The organism is Dokdonia ponticola (assembly GCF_042653865.1).
Taxonomy (GTDB): Bacteria; Bacteroidota; Bacteroidia; order Flavobacteriales; family Flavobacteriaceae; genus Dokdonia; species Dokdonia ponticola.
The window spans coordinates 26279-45991 of record NZ_JBHSFV010000021.1 but is presented as its reverse complement, the minus strand read 5'-3'; the positions used below and the strand labels follow the sequence as shown (position 1 = coordinate 45991).

The following is a 19713-nucleotide window of genomic DNA, read 5'->3' as shown; positions in this document are numbered from 1 at the left end:
ATAGCGACGGGGCTCACCTCTTCCCATTCCGAACAGAGAAGTTAAGCCCGCCAGCGCCGATGGTACTACAATCGTGGGAGAGTAGGTCGCCGCCTTTTTACGCTGAATTTAATTCAGTGTTTAAGGTCTGATGCAGCAATGTGTCAGACCTTTTTTTATGGGGTAAAGTGAAATAGAGTCACGCTTATAGCGTGATTACTTCCTATGGATGTGCTATCTGCGTTATCCTTGATATCACAGATAGTCAGTAATAGGTCGCCGCTTTGCCTGTCGGCAAGCAGGCTTTTTACGCTGAATTTAATTCAGTGTTTTAAGGTCTGATACAGCAATGATCAGCTCTTTTTTTATGAGGTAAAGTTAAATATATGGATGTAGCCACGCTACATGCGTGATTTATTCCTATGGATGTGCTGTTTGCGTTGTCTCAGCGAAATTTTAACCTGTTTTAAGTTAATCTCTATATAATATAGACGGTTATGAGTGTCCTTGAGTAAGCTTTCGCGAAAGCGGAATAATTAAGAAGGTAAACAAAAATAAGAATTGATATTTTCTGAGATTTGATACAGAAATACGTAAGATTTATTACGGTATAAAATTATTTACGTATGACTATAATATAAAACAATCAACACTTCTATGAGAAGTTTATTAGTTAAATATCTCACATTTGATTGTATGATTATGTTTGGTTACAGTTTTTTTGTTTTTCTGGACTAAAAAAAGATGTATTTACGTATGCTTTCGCGAAAGCGAAATAAGAAAAAAGACAAGGTCTATTTAGGGAATTACTGAGTCTCTATGGTAGTCTTTATATTCTAGAAAAAATCTTTTATTTTGCTAATTTACCCATTGAAAAATTAAGATCTTATGGGTGTAAAGTTGACTTTTTTACTTAAAATAGCGTAAAATATTTTATAAAAATTGAGTGACTTAAAGTTTGTGAAGTGTATGTTTTGTAGTTATTTATGTGTGTTTTTGTTTTTATGTATCGATTAAGTGTATTAAAATATCGACTAAGAGTGTAATTTGAAAATTATGGTTAAACCGTAGTTTTGATGTGTGAAACTTTCATTATTTTGGTGCTACCAAATCATCATAAAGTGTAAATACTTTATGACAACAGCATAAAATAATGAAATATCCTACTTATGTAAGAAGTTTTCTTCTTGTTATTACCCTGTTTTTATTTTCGTATAAGTCTTATGGAGCTATTACAATAGCAGATGAGGATGAACTGTATGTTTGTACAGGTACTGTAATAGATACATTTCCTTATTCACAGAGTTTTGAAAATGCGGTTGTATTAGAATTTAGTCAAAATACCGATGACGATGGGGATTGGACACGTGATAATAATGGAACACCTTCTGGAAATACAGGGCCTAGTGGTGCTAGTGATGGTAATTTTTACATGTATCTTGAAGCGTCAACTTCTGGTCCTGGTGCTATAGGATCAAATGCCACGGCAATACTTACAAGTCCTTGTTTTGACCTAAGTGGTGTTGGAGGTGCTACTTTTAATTTTGATTACCATATGTATGGTGCTGATTCGGGTAATATAAGCGTAGAGGTTAGTGATGATGCTGGAGGGAGTTGGTCAGTATTACAAGTAATATCTGGACAGCAACAAACGTCTGGGAGTGCCCCATGGATAACTTCTTCTTTAGATCTGAATGCGTATGCAGGAAGTACTGTTAATGTTCGGTTTGTAGGAACTACTGGGAATGGCTACAGAAGTGACATGGCTATAGACAATGTTGTTGTTGATGTAATTCCTATCAACCCTGAAATTAATATCACAGGATTGTCTAATGATATTGTAAATGGAGATATAACTCCTTCTACCGCTGATGGGACAGATCTTGGTGATATACCGCTTGGGCTTTCTACTTCTAGTACCTTTGTTATTGAGAATTTAGGGACGCTACCTTTAGTTCTAACAGATCCTGCTCCATATATCACTATTTCAGGAGCCCATGCTGGTGATTTTAGTATTACTGGAGCTCCAGTATCTCCTATAGATCCCCTTAGTGGAACGTCTGCTTTCTCTATAGGTTTTACGCCCACTGCTGTTGGTGATAGATTTGCCACGATTTCTATTGCTAATAACGATAGTGACGAAAATCCTTATGTTTTTGATATTGTTGGATTAGGTGTCGCACCATCTGCAGAGATTAATATTTCAGGTTCTGGGAATGCAATTAGTTCTGGAGACGTAATCCCATCAACTTTTGATGGAACTGATTTTGGTTTTACCACCTTGGCAACTCCTGTGTCAAATGATTTTATTATTATTAATTCAGGATTGATTCCTTTAGACTTAACAGATATTTCTCCATATGTTAGTATCACTGGTCCCGGGGCTTCGCAGTTTTCGGTGAGTGTGATTCCCTCAAACTCAATTCCTCAAAATGGCGGTACTACACAATTTCAAATTACATATAATCCCTTTCTTATAGGAACGCACACGGCAACTGTATCTATTGCCAATAATGACCTAGATGAAAATCCTTTTGTATTTGACATTGTGGGTAATGCTGTTGTTGTTTTAGTTCCAGAAATTGATATTACAGGAAATGGTGTTACAATTTCTGATGGAGATACCACACCAGATACGGCAGATGCGACAGATTATGGATCTATTCCTTTGGGAACCAAAAAGAATGTCGCTTTTACCATAGACAATGTAGGCTCAGGTGCCTTAACATTAACTGGAGGTAGTCCTTATGTGAGTATTACAGGGCCTAATGCTACAGAGTTTTCTGTGCAAACGGCGCCCTCAAATAGTATAGACGCTTCTGATAGTACTATTTTTCAAGTACAATATAATCCTTTTGGTTTAGGAACTCATACAGCTACTGTAACGATTCAAAGTAACGATATTGATGAAGGAACGTATTCCTTTACAATTACAGGAACTGCTACTGAAAATATCAATCCTTTTGATACTCGATATTATGCAAATTTTGACACTGGAAATGATGGTTGGGTAGCTTCTAATCCTGGCGGAAACAGTGTTTGGACGTATGGAACAAATAGTGTTGAAGTAGGTACAGAAGGAAATTATTGGTATACGGATAACTACGATAATTACGCTTCAAATTCAAATACGTACGTAACGAGCCCCGTAATCGACCTTACAGGATATAGCAATCTTACGTTTAAGATAGATATTCGATTTGATACCGATGGTGATACTGGCTTGGATGATGGAATGAATATAGAGTACTCTAGTGATGGAGGTGCTTCTTGGAATGTATTAGGGGCGTACGCAAATCCGCAAGTAGATAATTGGTACAATGTTGACAATGTCGATGCTTTATCTGCTGGTGCTGACGGTTGGGCGGGGTTAAATCAGAATATCGTTAGTTCAACAAAATCTGATTTTACGCAAGCTTCTGTAGAGTTGCCTGCCGTTTTGGAGGATAATCCTAATGTGCGATTTAGGGTGCGTTTTGCATCAGATGCTAGTCAAAATGATAATGGAGTCAATTTTGACAATGTATTTGTTTTGGGAGATCCTATAACGCCATCTGATCCTCTTGTAGGTCCAGCAGGTGTGAATTCCAATTTAAAATTATGGTTGAAAGCAACGGATGGTACAGGGAGTACAACAGATGCGTCTCAGATTGGAGCATGGGAAGACCAAGCACTTGATAATGATGCTATACGAGGCGCTAGTGGACAACAACCTATTTTTTACAATAACAATACTGAAAATATTAACTACAATCCAGTAATTGATTTTAGTGATGTGATAGACTCTGAACTTAAAGGAAAAGGAGGGTACTATACGCAAGAATATTGGGTCGTAATGCAAGCTGATGGTAGTATCAATTCATCAAGCCCAATTAAGGGGGTTATGTCTGGACGCGTTTCTAGGGATCAGTTTGCTGAAGATGGGACTGGACTGTGGATTAATCCAGGGTCATTGAGGTTTAATGGAGTAGACAATATTGTAAGTCATATGATAGGTTCAACGAGTTCTTCTGTGGCAGGTGTGAGTGATGGTAGTTATGGTAGAGCTTATACGAGTAGTTCAGACAGCTACGATAATGAGCCTATTATCTTAAATATTAAGATGAATAGTTCTGGGAATTCTACTGAAATTTATAAGAATGGTATCCGCATTGATAATTATACAGGAAAAACAACAGGTAGTCCTGCTGAGGATTTACCTTTTATCAATGTAACCAATTCAAATTATGTATTGGGTGTAGGTCGTATTACAATAGGTGGAACTAATTATGATTCTCATTTTAATGGTAAAATGACAGAAATTATAAGTTATGCAAATCCTCTTACTGTTTTTGATCAAGAAAAAATACAGTCTTATCTAGCGATTAAAAATGGGATTACCTTGCATGATGTTAATAGTACAACCATTACACGATTAGGGGATCAGAATTATATAAATTCTGATGGTGATATTGTTTGGAATGTAGCTGCACATACAGGGTATAATTACGACATTGCAGGTATAGGCAGGGATGATGTGTCTGGATTAAACCAAAAACAATCAAAAAGTGTAAATCCTAATACTATTGTTACTATGGGGCTCACTGATACGTTTGATACAAATAGTGAAAATATAGCTTCAAACCCTGATGTGATAGGAGACAAAAACTTTTTAATGTGGGGGAATGATAATAAAAGTTTGAATGCAGCGGCATCTATCATTGTTGATTTAAGTAATGATATTGCAGGCTTAAATACGATTGTAGATATTACATCTATCCAACGTAGTTGGAAAGTTGTTGAAACAGGATCTGTAGGTACTGTGGAAGTGTCGATTCCAGAAATAGCCTTGAGTGCGACATTAGACCCTCCAGGGAGTTTCTTTATGTTTATTTCGGACACTCCTACTTTCAACCCTAGTTCTGAGTATCGAATTATGACTCCGAATGGATTGAATTTAGAAACTTCATACGATTTCAATGGTACAAAATACATCACCTTTGGATATGCTCCAAATTATGTGTTTGATCGTTCGGTTACCTTTAATGGGGTAAATGACTATATGGATGTGGATGATGCTTTAGATCTTACGGGCCCTTTTACCCTATCTACTTGGGTAAAGCATAGTAGCTCGGGATATACAATAGTTTCAAAGAGAGACGCAGCATTTACAGAAGGATATGCAATAGATGTTGTAGCAAGTAGGCGCGTTAGGGCTCGATGGAGAGATGCAGGAGGTGCTATGCAGGAAATACAAACGTTGACCTCAATCCCTAATGATGAATGGCATCAATTTGCAATCACATATGATGGAACAACAGCGAATGTGTATATTGATGGGGTGTTAAGTAACACAGATGCGCTGAATGCACCAGTAGATAACGATCGTCACTTTTTGGTTGCAGCTGTCGATGAAAGAGCCCCTACTAATTTCTATCAAGGTACTCTAGATGAATTACGCGTATGGGATGTTGCTCTTAGTCAAGACCAGATTCGTTTTATTATGAATCAGGAGATTCAAGAAAATACCAACCTAAAGGTACAAGGAGAGATTGTGCCATCAACCATTTCTAAAAATGAAATAGATGTTATAGAATGGGCATCTTTGAAGGGGTATTTCCCAATGACTACGTTTGCTTTTACCAATATTATGGATGCGTCTAGCAATAATCTTGTAGCTGCGATCAAAAATTTAAAAACAGTAGATTTTCAAACAGCACCTCTTCCCTATATATCACAGGCAGATGGGGCATGGACTGATCAAGCTACTTGGGAAAATGGAAGCGGATTTCAAGTTCCTAATGCAGTTTCGTTAGTGGATTATAATGTAAATGTTGCATGGAATATTGTGCAAACCGCACACAATATTACCACACAAGCAAACAACACAGTACTCGCGCTAGAGGTACAAGCAAATGAATTGTCTGTTGAAAATGATAGTAAAATAGAAGTATCTCACTATCTCAAATTAGATGGTGTACTAGATCTTGTAGGCGAATCACAATTGGTACAAACAGAGAATAGTGATCTAGATGTAACAAGTGCAGGATCTCTAGAAAAAGATCAACAAGGGACTTCAGATACATTTTCTTATAATATTTGGTCATCACCAGTGAGTCCAGTGAATAATTCTCAAATCAATACGGATTACTCAGTAGGGGGTATTATGATGGATGGAACTGATCCCAATAACCCAGTCGGAATGAATTTCACAACCTCTCTTAATGGAGCAGCTACATCACCAATTACAATTAGTTCTTATTGGATATTCAAATATGGAAACGGAATTGAGCAATTCCAGCACATAGGTTCGTCTGGAAGTGTAAGTGTTGGAGAAGGGTATACAATGAAAGGCCCTGGATCTGGAGGGATTACAGACCCACAAAACTATGTGTTTATAGGAAAGCCAAATAACAGTACAGATGCACAAGCCGTGGTTGTTCCTGCCTTAGCAAACTCAAACTACATGGTAGGAAATCCATTCCCATCTGCCTTAGATGCAAATGATTTTATAAACGATAATCCACATCTCGATGGCACTATATACTTATGGGAACATTACGGAGGGGGAAATCACATCCAAGCAGATTATCAAGCTGGGTATGCTCTATACACACTCTCTGGAGGAACACCAGCGGTGAGTCATCCTGATGTTGCGCAAATTGGAGGGGGAACAAAAACTCCAGATCGCTATATTCCTGTTGGACAAGGATTTTTTGTGGTGGCAGACAGCGATGGTGATATTGTATTTAGTAATTCACAACGAAATTTTGTAAGAGAAACAGGCGCTTCTATCTTCTTATTTGGAGACGGACAAGCAGAAGAAAGCGGCCAACAAAGTGCTCCAGAAGATCCGTTGGTAACACAATTGGACGATGCTGACTTAGATGCACCAGATATGAGACCAAAATTTAGAATTGGTTTTGACTCTCCAAGTTTATATCATAGACAACTCCTCATTACGGTAGATCCAAATACTACTTTTGGACATGACAGAACGTATGATGGACAGATAGAATTTGGCCCGTCTGAAGATATGACATGGGATATGGAAGACAAGAAATATGTAATCCAAGGAGTTCCTAATATCACAGATGTAACAGAGTTCCCTCTTGTGGTTACATTACCACAAGCTGGTCAAATTACTATTGGCATTGATGCTCTTGAAAATGTAGATACAGAAACGACTACGGTATATTTAAAAGATCGTGTTCAAAATACAGTAACCAATCTTTATGAGGAGGATTATGAAATCACACTTGATGCTGGAGAACATTACAACCGTTATCTGATTGTATTCAGAACAGATACAAACGAAGAGGAAACAGAAGAAGAGGAAGAAGCAGAGGAAGAAACAGAAGGAGAAGATTCTGATTGGGAAGAAGAAACAGATTGGGAGGAAGAAACAGATTGGGAAGAGCAAGAAACTTCTGGTACTAACGGGGATAATACTGAAGAAGATGAAACTTCTGGTACTGATGAAAATACTACAGATGAAGATGATGAGAGCCTAGGTATTACAGACGAAGAAAGCATAAACGGAATTACAGTTGTATATAGTTCACAGCAAAAAGTGATTACGGTTACAAAAAGCAATGTTAACAACATACATGCAGCAACCTTATTTTCTATCTTGGGACAAGTCGTACAGCAGTGGACACCAGAAACAGAAGTAGAGACATTGCAATTACCAGTGTCTGGCGTGAGTAAAGGAGCATATATCCTCCAGTTAGAAACCGATATGGGCTTATTTACAGAGAAACTTATTATTTTCTAATAGCATATTTATTTATTTTATAAAAGAGGCCTCCTTAGACAGAGGCTTCTTTTTTTTAGAAGTTTCTTGATCTATTGAAAATCCCTTTTATACGCTTTCGCGAAAGCGTATAAAAAAATATAAAAACTAGACGTTCTGCATGAGAGCATATTAATAAAGGTTTTAATATGTATGTTTTTATATGTGGTAGGAATTCGTATAAAATATTGGGATTGGTTTATAACACTGCATAATTTTATAGGTATTTTTTCTTGAGATTGTAAGCTATATAGGATGTAGCCGACATAAACGTTTAATTTATTCTATATTTGCAACTCAATAAAAATGTATGCGCCCTTCAGTAATATCTGCTATTAATACAAATTTAAACAATGCTATTTCTTTAATTGATGCTATAGATACAACTATTTATACGGATGTTTCAGTAGGTCCTTACTACAGTAGTATTGGATCACATATACGGCATGCGTTAGATTTTTTCGATTGTATTATAAACGGTATACAGGAAAATGATATTGACTTAACTGCTCGTAAAAGAGATGAAGTGATTTCTACAAACCCAGAAGCTGCAAAAAATCATATACGAGAGATACAACAACAACTGGCATCTTTTGTAGATGTAAATACAGATTACTTACTACATGTAACCGATAATTTAGGTAGTGGAAAGGTGACTATCATGTATACATTAGAGAGTATTTTAGCCCAAGCAAATACACATGCTACACATCATTATGCGATCATAAGTTATATGTTGCAAACGCTTAATGTAGATGTTGTGATTCCTGGTTTTGGCTATAATCCATCTACACCTGTGCCTAAAAGAGAAGGAATTTAAGATCACTCATCAAATAACGCTTTCATGAGCGTCTTAATGCCTTTAAATCCAAAATAGATAGCAGCTATTAAGCAGATAACACCAATACCAAGTACAGGGATAAAAAGAGGATGGTCTTGATTTTTAAAGGAAGAATTGAGAATAAGAGGCGCTGTGATTAATAAAGCTAACGTACCTCCCATTATTTTGATTCCTTTCAAAAGGGTTTCTTTATTTGTGCTCATAGTTGTCTATTGCATTACGTACACTCCCGTATTCTAGAAGTAGTTTCCTTGCTTTTTGTTCTTCAATATCTAGTGCATCCATAATCATGCGTGTGCCTCGTGCAACTAATTTATGATTGCTTAATTGCATATCTACCATTTTATTACCTTTTACTTTCCCAAGTTGAATCATGGCAGTTGTAGAAATCATATTGAGCACCAATTTTTGTGCTGTTCCTGCTTTCATACGAGAGCTTCCAGTAATAAATTCTGGTCCCACGATAACCTCAATAGGATAGGTGGCGGTTTGTGATAATGGACTATCTTGATTGCAGGTAATACATCCCGTTCCTATATGTTTAGAATTACACATTTCTAATGCGCCAATAACATAGGGCGTTGTTCCAGATGCTGCAATACCAATAACAAAATCATTTTCAGATACGTTATGCATTTCTAAATCTTTCCAGCCTTGTTCTTTACTGTCTTCTGCAAACTCTACCGCGTTGCGTATAGCAGGGTCTCCTCCTGCAATCAATCCAATAACAAGGTCATGGGAAACACCAAAAGTTGGCGGGCATTCTGAAGCATCTACTACGCCTAAACGTCCGCTAGTTCCCGCGCCTAAGTAAAATAAACGACCTCCGTTTTTTAATCTTGCTACCACTTGATGAATAAGGGCTTCAATTTGAGGTAAGGCCTTTTCAACAGCAAGAGGGACTGTCTTATCTTCGGTGTTTATGTGCGATAACACATCAGATACAGACATATTTTCTAAATGATCATAATGAGAATCTTGCTCTGTCGTTTTAGTAAATGCCACGTTTGTTTGGTTTAAGGTTCAAAAATAAGAATTAAAGGTTGACTTTTGGGTATGTGGCTGAGAACGCTTTCGCGAAAGCGTATAAAAGATGATTAAAATACATTTATTTCTCTGTAAAACAGTTGTTTGTAATCTATTTGAAATTTTAACGTTTCAAGTTGTTATTCTATCGCACTAATGTTAACTTTGTGTTACGTAGTATATGTATTGTTATTATGAGTAATCTTATAGATGTTGTCGATTCTCTAGAGCACAGAATTAGTACTTTATTAAAACGCTATCAAGCACTTAAAGAAAGACACGAACTTCTAGAGGGAACTATCACATCACTAGATGATGAGAATAGAAACCTCAAAGAAGCTATAGAAGAAAGACAAAAAGAGATTCATACACTCAAAGCAGCAAACGCATTACTAGGCAGTAACGATTATAAAAGGGAAACCAAGCTCAAAATAAATACTTTAATCAGAGAGATAGATGCCTGTATGGTATCACTTTCTGAATAAAAGGAAATTTTATGTCTGAAAAGCTTAAAATTAAATTATCTATAGCAGATCGCGTGTATCCGCTTACCATACCTGTTCAACAGGAAGAAGGTTTGCGTAAGGCCGCTAAAGAAATAGATGCCATGATTAAACAATTTGAGCAAAGTTATGCCGTTAGAGATAAACAGGATGTACTGGCGATGTGTGCCTTGCAATTTGCATCTCAGGCTACCCAAAAAAATATAGATAAAAACTCAAATCAAGAAGAAATCACAGAACGCTTAAAAGCGTTAAGTCTTCTTCTAGATGAGCAATTATAACGTTCTTTACATACAGCATATTACTGCCTGCATTGGTCTTTTTTTGATAAACTCAACAGATATTTTTTTGTAAAGAGTGAATCTGGATTGTAAAAGCGCGCCGTCTTTGTCACGGATTCTTGATCAGTCCTCTAGCTCTAATCCTTTTATTTAGGAGTTTATACAAAAACCCAACTAATGCAGGCTTTTTTATACCCTAATTTTAGGGAATAACAAACGCAAAAGGTACTAGGATACCTTTAATACTAACCATTGTATTCCTCTTTTTAAGAAGAGTATCGATATATAAAAATGTATATGGAAGATAATTTACTCCCTATTATTGTGGGTGTTGTAGCCCTTATTATTGGGTTTCTTATTGCAAAATTACTTGAACGTAATAATGCTTCTCAAGTAGTTAAAAATGCAAAAAAGAGTGCCCAAAGCATTATCAAAGAAGCAAAAATAGAGGCCGAATCCACAAAGAAGGAAAAGATACTACAGGCAAAAGAAAAATTTATAGAGCTTAAGTCTGAACATGAAAAAGTGATTCTGAACCGTGATAAGAAGATATCCGAATCAGAAAAACGAACTAGAGATAAAGAATCTCAGGTGAGTAGTGAGCTTTCGCGAAATAAAAAACTAAATCAAGATCTAGAAAATAAAATAAAAGATTACAACAACCGCGTTGAATATCTAGAAAAGAAGCAATCTGAAATTGATAAAATACATCAAAGCAAAGTACAGCAACTAGAAGTGATTTCAGGTCTCTCTGCCGATGTAGCTAAAGAACAACTTGTAGAGTCGCTAAAAGAACAAGCAAAGACAGATGCCATGGCGCATATCCAAAGCGCTATGGAAGAGGCTAAGATGACTGCCGAGCAAGAAGCTAGAAAGATTGTTATAAATACCATACAACGTATCGGAACAGAAGAGGCAGTTGAAAACTGTGTCTCTGTTTTTAATCTTGAGAGTGATGACGTAAAAGGGCGTATCATTGGTAGAGAAGGGCGAAACATACGCGCTATTGAAGCGGCTACAGGCGTAGAGATTATTGTAGATGATACGCCAGATGCAATCATCTTATCTTGTTTTGATAGTGTGCGTAGAGAGATTGCTCGATTATCATTACACAAATTGGTGACAGATGGCCGTATCCACCCTGCTCGTATCGAAGAAGTGGTTCGTAAAACTACCAAACAGATAGAACAAGAAATTGTAGAAGTTGGAAAGCGCACCGTCATTGATCTTGGAATCCATGGATTGCATCCAGAATTGATCAAGGCCGTAGGGCGTATGAAATACAGATCTTCTTACGGACAAAACCTATTACAACATAGTAGAGAAGTAGCTAAATTATGCTCTGTCATGGCAGCAGAACTAGGTGTGAATCCAAAACTAGCACGTAGAGCAGGATTATTACATGATATAGGAAAAGTGCCAGATACTGAAACAGAAACGCCTCACGCAATTTTAGGAATGCAATGGGCAGAAAAACATGGCGAAAAACCAGATGTCTGTAATGCTATTGGAGCTCACCATGACGAAATAGAGATGACTTCCTTATTATCACCTATCGTTCAAGTATGTGATGCGATAAGCGGCGCACGTCCAGGCGCGAGACGTCAAGTATTGGATTCGTATATACAACGCCTTAAAGACCTTGAGGATATTGCCTTTGGTTTTGGAGGAGTCAAGAAAGCCTATGCCATCCAAGCAGGTCGTGAACTTCGTGTGATTGTAGAAAGCGAAAAAGTAAATGACGAAAAAGCAGCAGCACTTTCTTTTGAGATTTCTCAAAAAATACAAACAGATATGACGTACCCTGGTCAAGTGAAAGTGACCGTGATACGAGAAACAAGAGCGGTTAATATTGCTAAGTAGCAAATAGAACCCCACTTTTAAAAATTATTTTACCCCTGAATACTTGATGTATTCAGGGTTTTTTATGCGCAAGAGTTTTATAGCCTTTTAATTCTAATTTAAAGATGTACTAAGTATCTTTGCAATCTCAAAAACCCTGTATGGATTACGCTGAAAATATATTAGGAACCATAGGAAATACACCTATGGTAAAAATGAATGTGCTTACGGCAGAACTACCATGTCTTGTCTTAGCAAAATATGAAACCTTTAACCCAGGAAACTCTGTAAAAGACCGTATGGCATTGCAGATGATAGAAGATGCAGAGGCGGCGGGTATTCTTAAACCTGGCGGCACTATTATAGAAGGAACTTCAGGTAATACAGGAATGGGGTTAGCACTTGCGGCAATCATAAAAGGATATAAAATGGTCTGTGTCATCTCAGACAAGCAATCCAAAGAAAAGATGGATATCCTAAGGGCTGTTGGAAGTGAGGTGGTTGTATGTCCTACCGATGTAGAACCTGACGACCCAAGATCTTATTATTCAACGTCAAAAAGACTCGCCGAAGAAACACCTAATAGTTGGTATGTAAATCAATATGATAACCCTTCTAATTGTAAAGCGCATTTTAATAGTACTGGACCTGAGATTTGGGAGCAAACTGATGGAAAAGTGACCCATTTTGTAGTAGGCGTAGGTACTGGTGGCACCATATCTGGTGTCGGGAGTTATCTTAAAATGAAAAACCCTAATGTGAAGATTTGGGGCATAGATACCTATGGATCTGTATTTAAGAAATACAAAGAAACTGGAATCTTTGATGAAAACGAGATCTATTCGTACATCACTGAAGGTATCGGAGAAGATATTTTACCACTCAATGTCAACTTTAGTATTATTGATGGATTTACAAAAGTAACAGATAAAGACGCCGCAGTTTATACACGCCGACTAGCTAAAGAAGAAGGCATGTTTTTAGGGAATTCTGCTGGGGCTGCTGTCAAAGGATTATTGCAACTCAATGAAGAAGGAAAGTTTGGACCTGATGATGTTGTAGTGGTGTTATTTCACGATCATGGAAGTCGTTATGTAGGAAAAATGTTTAATGATGAGTGGATGCGTGAGCGTGGTTTCTTGGATGAAAAAGTAACTGTCGCAGAAGATCTTATCAAGAGTCACATTGATAAACCATTAATTACGGTAAAAACAGAAGAATTGGTTTCTCATGCTATAAAACGTATGCGTGATTATAAAATATCGCAAATTCCAGTAGAAGATATCACAGGTTTTGTAGGAAGCGTTGATGAAGCCGATTTGTTTAGAGCCTACATGGAAGACCAAAACATTGCAGACAGACCTATAAAAAATGTGATGGGCGCTCAGTACCCTATCGTCAACCGAAAGGCTCCCATTGCAGAAGTGTCTAAGTTAATCACCAAAGAAAACAATGCCGTATTGGTAGATTTAGGAGATAGTAACTATCATATTATCACAAAGCATGATGTTATAAGTGCTATTTCATAGGTCTGAAATATTTATTTTGAACCCATAATGGAGTAAGTCATTCCTATGTTTAACTCGCTAAAATCAGCTTGTCCAGCATTTGCTTTGATATTTACTCCAATAAAGTAGTTGTACGGGGTTTTATTTTTGGTGGATTTTACATAATAACGAATACCTAATCTACTAGTGATGGCTTTTTTAAGTCTATAGTCACCATTAAATTTACCTCCATAAATATACACTTTTTCAGGGCCATTCGGTGTTTCTTGTATAGTGCTAAATGTTTGGCTTAAAAGCCGTTCTATTTCATAAAAAGGCTTGTGAATGTTATATCCAGCATCTGCCACAATGCCTATGTGATTTAAGAGTACTTCCCCTTGGATGTATATTCCAAAATTTGTTGAATACCTAAAAGGAGCTTCCCTAAAATCAGAATATGATTCCCTTATTAGTTGTTCATTATTAGCAATGTAGTCGTGAAAATGATCATAAAATCGATAAAAAGCTCCAATACCTACTTTAAATGTATTGTTGTATACTTTTGATCCTAGCATAGAAATAGAAAATACACTTTTCTTTGTGTTAAACTGATCAGAAAGTACTTGAAAGCCAAGACCCATATTTGATTCTAGTGTGTAGTATGTTGATCTTTGATAGTTAGGTATTTCTGATTCATTTGTGTTGTGCAGAGGTTTTCTTTTGGTATATTCATATGCTATGCTTGTACTTAGCATCAACGCATTGAGTCCTCTGTTTGGTAATTTTGTATGCCCGTTAGAATAATGAAAATACCCTGCACCAAAATCCCAATGTAGAGCATTGTATTGGATGAGATTATATTTTAAAAATAGTTTGAAAGACCAGTTGAAATTTGTTGTAATAACATCTACCTCTTTGTCAAAAGGAGGTGTATTAGAGCCATTTATAAAAGCAGCGCCTAAACCAGCGTGTATTTTAAATCTATCCCTTTTGAAAGGGCTATATTCTATAAAAGGCATTGCTGTAAAAGCGTATCCCATATTATGAACATTTTGAAAATCTATGACTCCAAGACTTATACCTGTTTTTGGATATTTTAAACGATACGCCCATTCACTAGGGTTGTTGTCTTGAAAAGCCCCGAAATTTACAAACATGCCCTTTCCAGTATAGATTTTTTGAGATGTATCAGCTACAGGTACTGAATATCCTACTAAATACTCTCCAGAAATAAAATGAGACGGATTATGAATGCTATCAACTTGTTGGGCGTACGTTATAGAAACTAGAAAAAATAAAAAAAAAGTAGTTTTCAAAAAGTGGTGTGTAGGATTATTTTAAGATGCCAAATGAAAGCTTTTTTTGTTAAATACTATAATTATGTACTAGTATTTTTTACGTAACTCTCTATCAGATTTGTGTGTGAATCGTCTAGATTTGACCTATATTTATGATAATTAATAGATTAACATCTAAATGTTTAATGACAGGTATGCGTGAAGATTTTTTACATTACTTATGGAAATATAAGAAGTTTGCTTTCGCGAAAGCAAAAACAACCACAAACATTGCTATAACAATCACTTCGCTAGGGGAACACAATCATCTAGCAGGACCTGATTTTTTTAATTCTCGACTTCGTATAGGGGAGCAGGAATGGGCAGGAAATGTAGAAATTCATATCAAATCCTCCGATTGGTATGCACATGGTCACGAAACAGATCCGGCGTATGATAACGTAATTCTTCACGTAGTTTGGGAGCATGATGTCGACATTTTTAGAAGTGACAATAGTGCATTACCCACGTTACAACTTAAAGAATATGTGGATAAAGAAGCACTAGAGAGTTATACAACCCTTTTTGAAAATCAATCCAAAAAATGGATTAATTGCGAAGTAAAATTACCCGATGTTCCAGATCATATTTGGAATCATTGGCAAGAGCGCTTGTACTTTGAACGTTTAGAACGAAAAACAGAAACTATACGAGAAATTGTAAGACAATCTAAAAATGATTGGGAAGCTACTTTATTTGTGATGTTAATGCGTGCTTTTGGTACAAGTGTTAATGGTGACTCTTTTCAATCATTGGCAGCACATTTGGATTTTAGTGTGATTAGGAAATGTGCTCAAGAACCTTTTCGACTAGAAGCGTTATTACTAGGTGCTGGCGGATTACTCCCAGACGATAGTGTCGATAGTTATGCGTTGCAATTACAAGGAGAATATGAATTTGTACAACACAAATTTCAGGTCGATACACAAGGGGTTTTACCCATTCAGTTTTTTAAATTACGCCCTGATAATTTTCCTACCATCAGACTATCACAAGTCGCGATGCTGTATCATACTATCCCAGGACTTTTTCAAAAATTAATGGAAGTGACCCACTTAGATGAATTTTATGACCTACTGCAGGTACAGGCTTCCACGTATTGGGATACCCATTATTCATTTGCTACGTCTCAAAAAAAGAGAGTCAAAAAAATGTCAAAAGCATTTGTAGACTTGTTACTCATCAACACGATTATACCCATAAAATTCGCTTATAGCCAATATATCGGAAAAGATCAAACAGCCACTATTTTAGATTTCATCACCGCCATACAAGCTGAGCAAAATAGCATCATTAAAAAATACAATACCCTCCGTCCAAAAGCCGAAAACGCATTGCAATCTCAAGCGCTCATACAATTAAAAAAGGAGTACTGTAATGTACATAAATGCTTACAATGTAGCGTGGGAAATTGGTTGATAGGGAAGTGATACTAATACCATTTACCAATTGAATTTACTGTAATAAAACACCCTTTTTTCCTTTCTATTTCACAAGAAAAAAGAAACCGTAGCTTAGGCTATGCTTTAGTTTTCTTTCTCATATAAAGAAAAAAATTATCCTTTTCTTTTCCAGTAAATTCAATTAATAACTGGCATAAAATATACTTTACACGCTTTATATGAAGCTAAAATTAGTATGCTATTATAGTTAACTCTCAAATGGGAGTTTTAATTGAGTTTTACGTCTTATGTCTAACAGCGAGGCGGTCTTATGTCTTATTTGGATGACTCAAACTTCCTCAATGCTTCAAACATATGTCTGCATCTCGCCTTGTAAGCAGCACTTCCTTTGGCGTAATCATCTTCCATAATACGCTTTAATTCAGGGTGAATCCAGTCGATTTCTGTACCTAATAAAAATAAAGTTGTGAGCGTGTAGGCTTTTACAGCAACTTTCTGATCAGTAATGATCCAATCAAAACCCGCTTCAGTGATGCGTTCTTTGTGGAGCATTGTTAGGTGTTTTTGAGTTTGTGAATCTTTCTTTTTATAATAAGATAAGGTTAGGTATTCACATATTTTTGCCACAGGACGTAACGCCGAATGTTGATAGACTGTCCCCATTTTTTCTGTAAACAGATCTAAATACGGAAATAGCATACGAATATCTGTTTTGCATACAAATTCTAACAACCATCCTGCTCTATTAGAGATAGGATCATCGACTTTAAATAAAATAGCTAAAACATGTGGCATGAGCTCTGGGGTGCGAATTACTAACTGCGAATAGTATGCACGTTTTTCTCTACTATGATTTACATAATCGAGTTGCTCGTATAATTCTTGATACGTCACATTTGAAGTTTAATACGATAAAAATAGCAAATGTATGTGAACTCACAATATGTCTCAGAAAAGCATTAGCTGTCTAATGTTTTTAGTAATGTATCCACCACTTTGGGAACTCCTATAGTGGCAGTCTCTGCATGAACCGTAAGATTGGCTCGTGATGCTATAGCAGGTTTAGGATCTACAAAATGTATCATAGCGGTTAATTTTGCAAAATCAATGAGACTTGCTGCTGGATATACTTGCATAGATGTTCCTATGATGATAATATAGTCTGCTTGGCTTACAAGATGTGCCGCAGGCTCTAATAGCGGAACCATTTCTCCAAACCAAACAATATGTGGGCGTAGCTGAAAATGGTGTTCGCAAAAATCACCTACATGAAGATCATCTTTCCAGTCAAGAATAAGCTCCTCATCAAAAGTACTCCGCACTTTTAATAACTCCCCGTGTAAATGGAGTACATGAGAACTTCCTGCTCTTTCGTGCAAATCATCTACATTTTGAGTAATTATGTTTACATTAAAATACGTTTCCAAATCCACCAATGCTTTATGAGCTGTATTTGGTGAGACCTCTGATAATTGTCTTCTTCGTTGGTTATAAAAATCTAATACCAATTCCATATTATTCGTCCAGCCCTGAGGTGAGGCAACTTGCATCACGTCATGGCCTTCCCATAAACCATTAGAATCTCTAAATGTTTTTAAACCACTTTCGGCGCTAATGCCAGCACCCGTAATAACCACAACACGTTCTTTTTTCATAAGACTTCTTTACTCGATCATCGAGACATAAATGCTCCGAGGCTTGCCTCGAAATCTAAAGGTTTATTCCTTAAAATACCTCGCGGGCTTTCCTTAAGGTAGTTTATTTAAAAGTACAGTATCTTTACTTCGCAAACAATACTCATGGACCATAAATTGTTAGATTATTTACAATCATTTTTAACAGAAAGACGTAGAGAGCTCTTTGATCGTGTACTGTTAGAACGAACAAATCATATCACCGTAGCCGTTGAGGACGTCTATCAGTTACACAACACGAGTGCTGTGATACGTAGTTGCGAATCTTTTGGTGTACAAAATCTTCACGTGATTGAAGAGGTGAATGTAAAGCGTATAGACAGAGAGATTGCCATGGGAGCTCAAAAATGGGTAGATGTGCATAGACATAACAGTGCTAAGGAGTGTATACATTCTCTAAAAGCCCAAGGCTATCGTATTGTAGCCACCACGCCTCATCAAAAAGCGTATCGGCTGGAAGATTTTGACATTACTCAAAAAGCAGCTATTTTCTTCGGGAGAGAAACGCAAGGTTTGAGTGATGATGTGCTAGAAGTAGCTGATGATTTTATATACATTCCTATGGTGGGCTTTACAGAAAGTCTCAATATTTCGGTTTCTGCAGCAATTACGCTCCAACACCTAATGACGCGATTAAAAGCATCTGATGTTTCATGGCAATTATCAGATTCGGAGGTGTTTGAAAAGAAACTTGCATGGACTAAGAAAATGATCAAAGACGTAGATCGTATTATCGAGCGCTGGAAAGAAGATCAAACCTAGTCCTCCTACGCTTGGTTTTCTATAGAATTAGGTGTTCTTTCTGTGACCGCTTTCGCGAAAGCGTACGCAACCCAATTTTCTTAAAATAATACGAAAGGAAAATCATAGCAGGTGTTAAACAGAAAACATACATGTTGTTGATTTTAGGGGATTTCAACACAATAAAGTGAGAAATTTTGCTGATAAAATATTTTTTATGAGCGAATCTTTCATTTTTGTTTAACTTTAAGGGAATAACCAACACCAAATATCCCTATGATGATTCTTATTTATATAGTGGCAGCTCTACTTGTGGTCCTCATTATTTTAGCAGCTGTGGCGCCAAAAACCTATGATGTCAGTAGAAGTATTCTAATAGATAAACCCAAAGAAGTTGTATTTCCGTATTTGAAAATGATCAAAAATCAAGATCATTGGTCTCCTTGGAAACAAAAAGATCCAAACATGGAACAAAAATATACAGGAACCGATGGGGAAGTAGGTTTTAAAGCCTATTGGAAAGGGAATAAGGAAGTAGGAGAGGGGAGTCAAATGATCAAGAATATGGTAGAGAATGAACGTATAGATACTTACATTGTATTTTTGAAGCCTTGGAAGTCTGAAAGTGATGGGTATTATACATTAGAAGATGCAGGTCCAGGACAAACAAAAGTAGTTTGGGGATTTAAAGGCAAAAATAAATTTCCAGCAACATTATTCATGCTTTTTTACAACATGGATAAGGCGGTTGGAAAAGATTTTGAAGATGGTCTTCAGAATTTAAAAACAATTTTAGAAGCATAAA

14 protein-coding genes, 1 rRNA gene and 1 other RNA gene are annotated in these 19713 nt (G+C 36.6%); 11 read left to right on the top strand and 5 right to left on the bottom strand.

The window, feature by feature from the left end:
* The 3 genes from rrf to ACFO3O_RS21670 form a co-directional block, all read left to right on the top strand.
* Window positions 1-98, top strand: a 5S ribosomal RNA gene (rrf, locus tag ACFO3O_RS21680); the annotation flags it as partial.
* Window positions 99-1132: 1034 nt separating this feature from the next.
* Window positions 1133-7735, top strand: coding sequence for a choice-of-anchor D domain-containing protein (locus ACFO3O_RS21675; protein WP_379982810.1), 6603 nt, complete (start codon window positions 1133-1135; stop codon window positions 7733-7735).
* Window positions 7736-8063: 328 nt separating this feature from the next.
* Window positions 8064-8573 (top strand): DinB family protein, encoded by a 510-nt coding sequence (locus ACFO3O_RS21670; protein ID WP_379982808.1) that lies wholly within the window; start codon window positions 8064-8066, stop codon window positions 8571-8573.
* 2 nt (window positions 8574-8575) lie between these two features.
* Here the strand turns inward: ACFO3O_RS21670 and ACFO3O_RS21665 are convergent, their stop codons facing one another.
* A complete protein-coding gene (locus tag ACFO3O_RS21665) occupies window positions 8576-8797 on the bottom strand; it encodes a DUF6095 family protein (protein WP_379982806.1) in 222 nt (73 codons plus the stop codon).
* Window positions 8784-9599, bottom strand: coding sequence for an N-acetylmuramic acid 6-phosphate etherase (murQ, locus tag ACFO3O_RS21660; protein WP_379982804.1), 816 nt, complete (start codon window positions 9597-9599; stop codon window positions 8784-8786). The genes ACFO3O_RS21665 and murQ overlap by 14 nt, the downstream gene beginning before the upstream one ends.
* Before the next feature lie 215 nt (window positions 9600-9814).
* Here murQ and ACFO3O_RS21655 point away from each other — a divergent pair, with 215 nt between their 5' ends.
* The 5 genes from ACFO3O_RS21655 (at window position 9815) to ACFO3O_RS21635 (ending at window position 13775) form a co-directional block, all read left to right on the top strand.
* Complete coding sequence (locus tag ACFO3O_RS21655; RefSeq protein WP_379982802.1) at window positions 9815-10105, top strand: hypothetical protein; 291 nt, start codon at window positions 9815-9817, stop codon at window positions 10103-10105.
* 11 nt (window positions 10106-10116) lie between these two features.
* Window positions 10117-10404: a cell division protein ZapA gene (locus tag ACFO3O_RS21650; protein ID WP_379982800.1), complete on the top strand. Its 288-nt coding sequence runs from the start codon at window positions 10117-10119 to the stop codon at window positions 10402-10404.
* A 50-nt stretch (window positions 10405-10454) separates the two neighbouring features.
* Window positions 10455-10564: non-coding RNA, 6S RNA (gene ssrS / locus ACFO3O_RS21645), on the top strand.
* A gap of 137 nt (window positions 10565-10701) precedes the next feature.
* Window positions 10702-12267, top strand: a complete 1566-nt coding sequence (rny, locus tag ACFO3O_RS21640; protein ID WP_379982798.1) for a ribonuclease Y — start codon at window positions 10702-10704, stop codon at window positions 12265-12267.
* A 140-nt stretch (window positions 12268-12407) separates the two neighbouring features.
* Window positions 12408-13775 (top strand): pyridoxal-phosphate dependent enzyme, encoded by a 1368-nt coding sequence (locus tag ACFO3O_RS21635; RefSeq protein ID WP_379982796.1) that lies wholly within the window; start codon window positions 12408-12410, stop codon window positions 13773-13775.
* 11 nt (window positions 13776-13786) lie between these two features.
* Here ACFO3O_RS21635 and ACFO3O_RS21630 read toward each other — a convergent pair whose 3' ends face one another.
* Window positions 13787-15049, bottom strand: coding sequence for an acyloxyacyl hydrolase (locus ACFO3O_RS21630; protein ID WP_379982794.1), 1263 nt, complete (start codon window positions 15047-15049; stop codon window positions 13787-13789).
* A 176-nt stretch (window positions 15050-15225) separates the two neighbouring features.
* Here ACFO3O_RS21630 and ACFO3O_RS21625 point away from each other — a divergent pair, with 176 nt between their 5' ends.
* Window positions 15226-16500, top strand: a complete 1275-nt coding sequence (locus tag ACFO3O_RS21625) for a DUF2851 family protein (RefSeq protein ID WP_379982792.1) — start codon at window positions 15226-15228, stop codon at window positions 16498-16500.
* A gap of 288 nt (window positions 16501-16788) precedes the next feature.
* Here the strand turns inward: ACFO3O_RS21625 and ACFO3O_RS21620 are convergent, their stop codons facing one another.
* Both ACFO3O_RS21620 and ACFO3O_RS21615 read right to left on the bottom strand, forming a co-directional pair.
* Entirely contained in the window at window positions 16789-17367 is a 579-nt protein-coding gene (locus tag ACFO3O_RS21620; RefSeq protein ID WP_379982790.1) for an adenylosuccinate lyase, read from the bottom strand.
* Between the two features lie 65 nt (window positions 17368-17432).
* Window positions 17433-18128, bottom strand: coding sequence for an SIR2 family NAD-dependent protein deacylase (locus tag ACFO3O_RS21615; protein ID WP_379982788.1), 696 nt, complete (start codon window positions 18126-18128; stop codon window positions 17433-17435).
* Window positions 18129-18272: 144 nt separating this feature from the next.
* Between ACFO3O_RS21615 and ACFO3O_RS21610 the strand changes: the two genes are divergently transcribed.
* Window positions 18273-18929: a TrmH family RNA methyltransferase gene (locus ACFO3O_RS21610; RefSeq protein WP_379982786.1), complete on the top strand. Its 657-nt coding sequence runs from the start codon at window positions 18273-18275 to the stop codon at window positions 18927-18929.
* A gap of 255 nt (window positions 18930-19184) precedes the next feature.
* Window positions 19185-19712, top strand: a complete 528-nt coding sequence (locus tag ACFO3O_RS21605) for an SRPBCC family protein (protein ID WP_379982784.1) — start codon at window positions 19185-19187, stop codon at window positions 19710-19712.
* Window position 19713: the final 1 nt, after the last annotated feature.

Bases quoted from the DNA above. Each gene is read 5' to 3' on its own strand.
- ACFO3O_RS21675 (WP_379982810.1), top strand. From the start codon at position 1,133: ATGAAATATCCTACTTATGTAAGAAGTTTTCTTCTTGTTATTACCCTG.
- ACFO3O_RS21670 (WP_379982808.1), top strand. From the start codon at position 8,064: ATGCGCCCTTCAGTAATATCTGCTATTAATACAAATTTAAACAATGCT.
- ACFO3O_RS21665 (WP_379982806.1), bottom strand. From the start codon at position 8,797: ATGAGCACAAATAAAGAAACCCTTTTGAAAGGAATCAAAATAATGGGA.
- ACFO3O_RS21655 (WP_379982802.1), top strand. From the start codon at position 9,815: ATGAGTAATCTTATAGATGTTGTCGATTCTCTAGAGCACAGAATTAGT.
- ACFO3O_RS21650 (WP_379982800.1), top strand. From the start codon at position 10,117: ATGTCTGAAAAGCTTAAAATTAAATTATCTATAGCAGATCGCGTGTAT.
- rny (WP_379982798.1), top strand. From the start codon at position 10,702: ATGGAAGATAATTTACTCCCTATTATTGTGGGTGTTGTAGCCCTTATT.
- ACFO3O_RS21635 (WP_379982796.1), top strand. From the start codon at position 12,408: ATGGATTACGCTGAAAATATATTAGGAACCATAGGAAATACACCTATG.
- ACFO3O_RS21625 (WP_379982792.1), top strand. From the start codon at position 15,226: ATGCGTGAAGATTTTTTACATTACTTATGGAAATATAAGAAGTTTGCT.
- ACFO3O_RS21615 (WP_379982788.1), bottom strand. From the start codon at position 18,128: ATGAAAAAAGAACGTGTTGTGGTTATTACGGGTGCTGGCATTAGCGCC.
- ACFO3O_RS21610 (WP_379982786.1), top strand. From the start codon at position 18,273: ATGGACCATAAATTGTTAGATTATTTACAATCATTTTTAACAGAAAGA.
- ACFO3O_RS21605 (WP_379982784.1), top strand. From the start codon at position 19,185: ATGATGATTCTTATTTATATAGTGGCAGCTCTACTTGTGGTCCTCATT.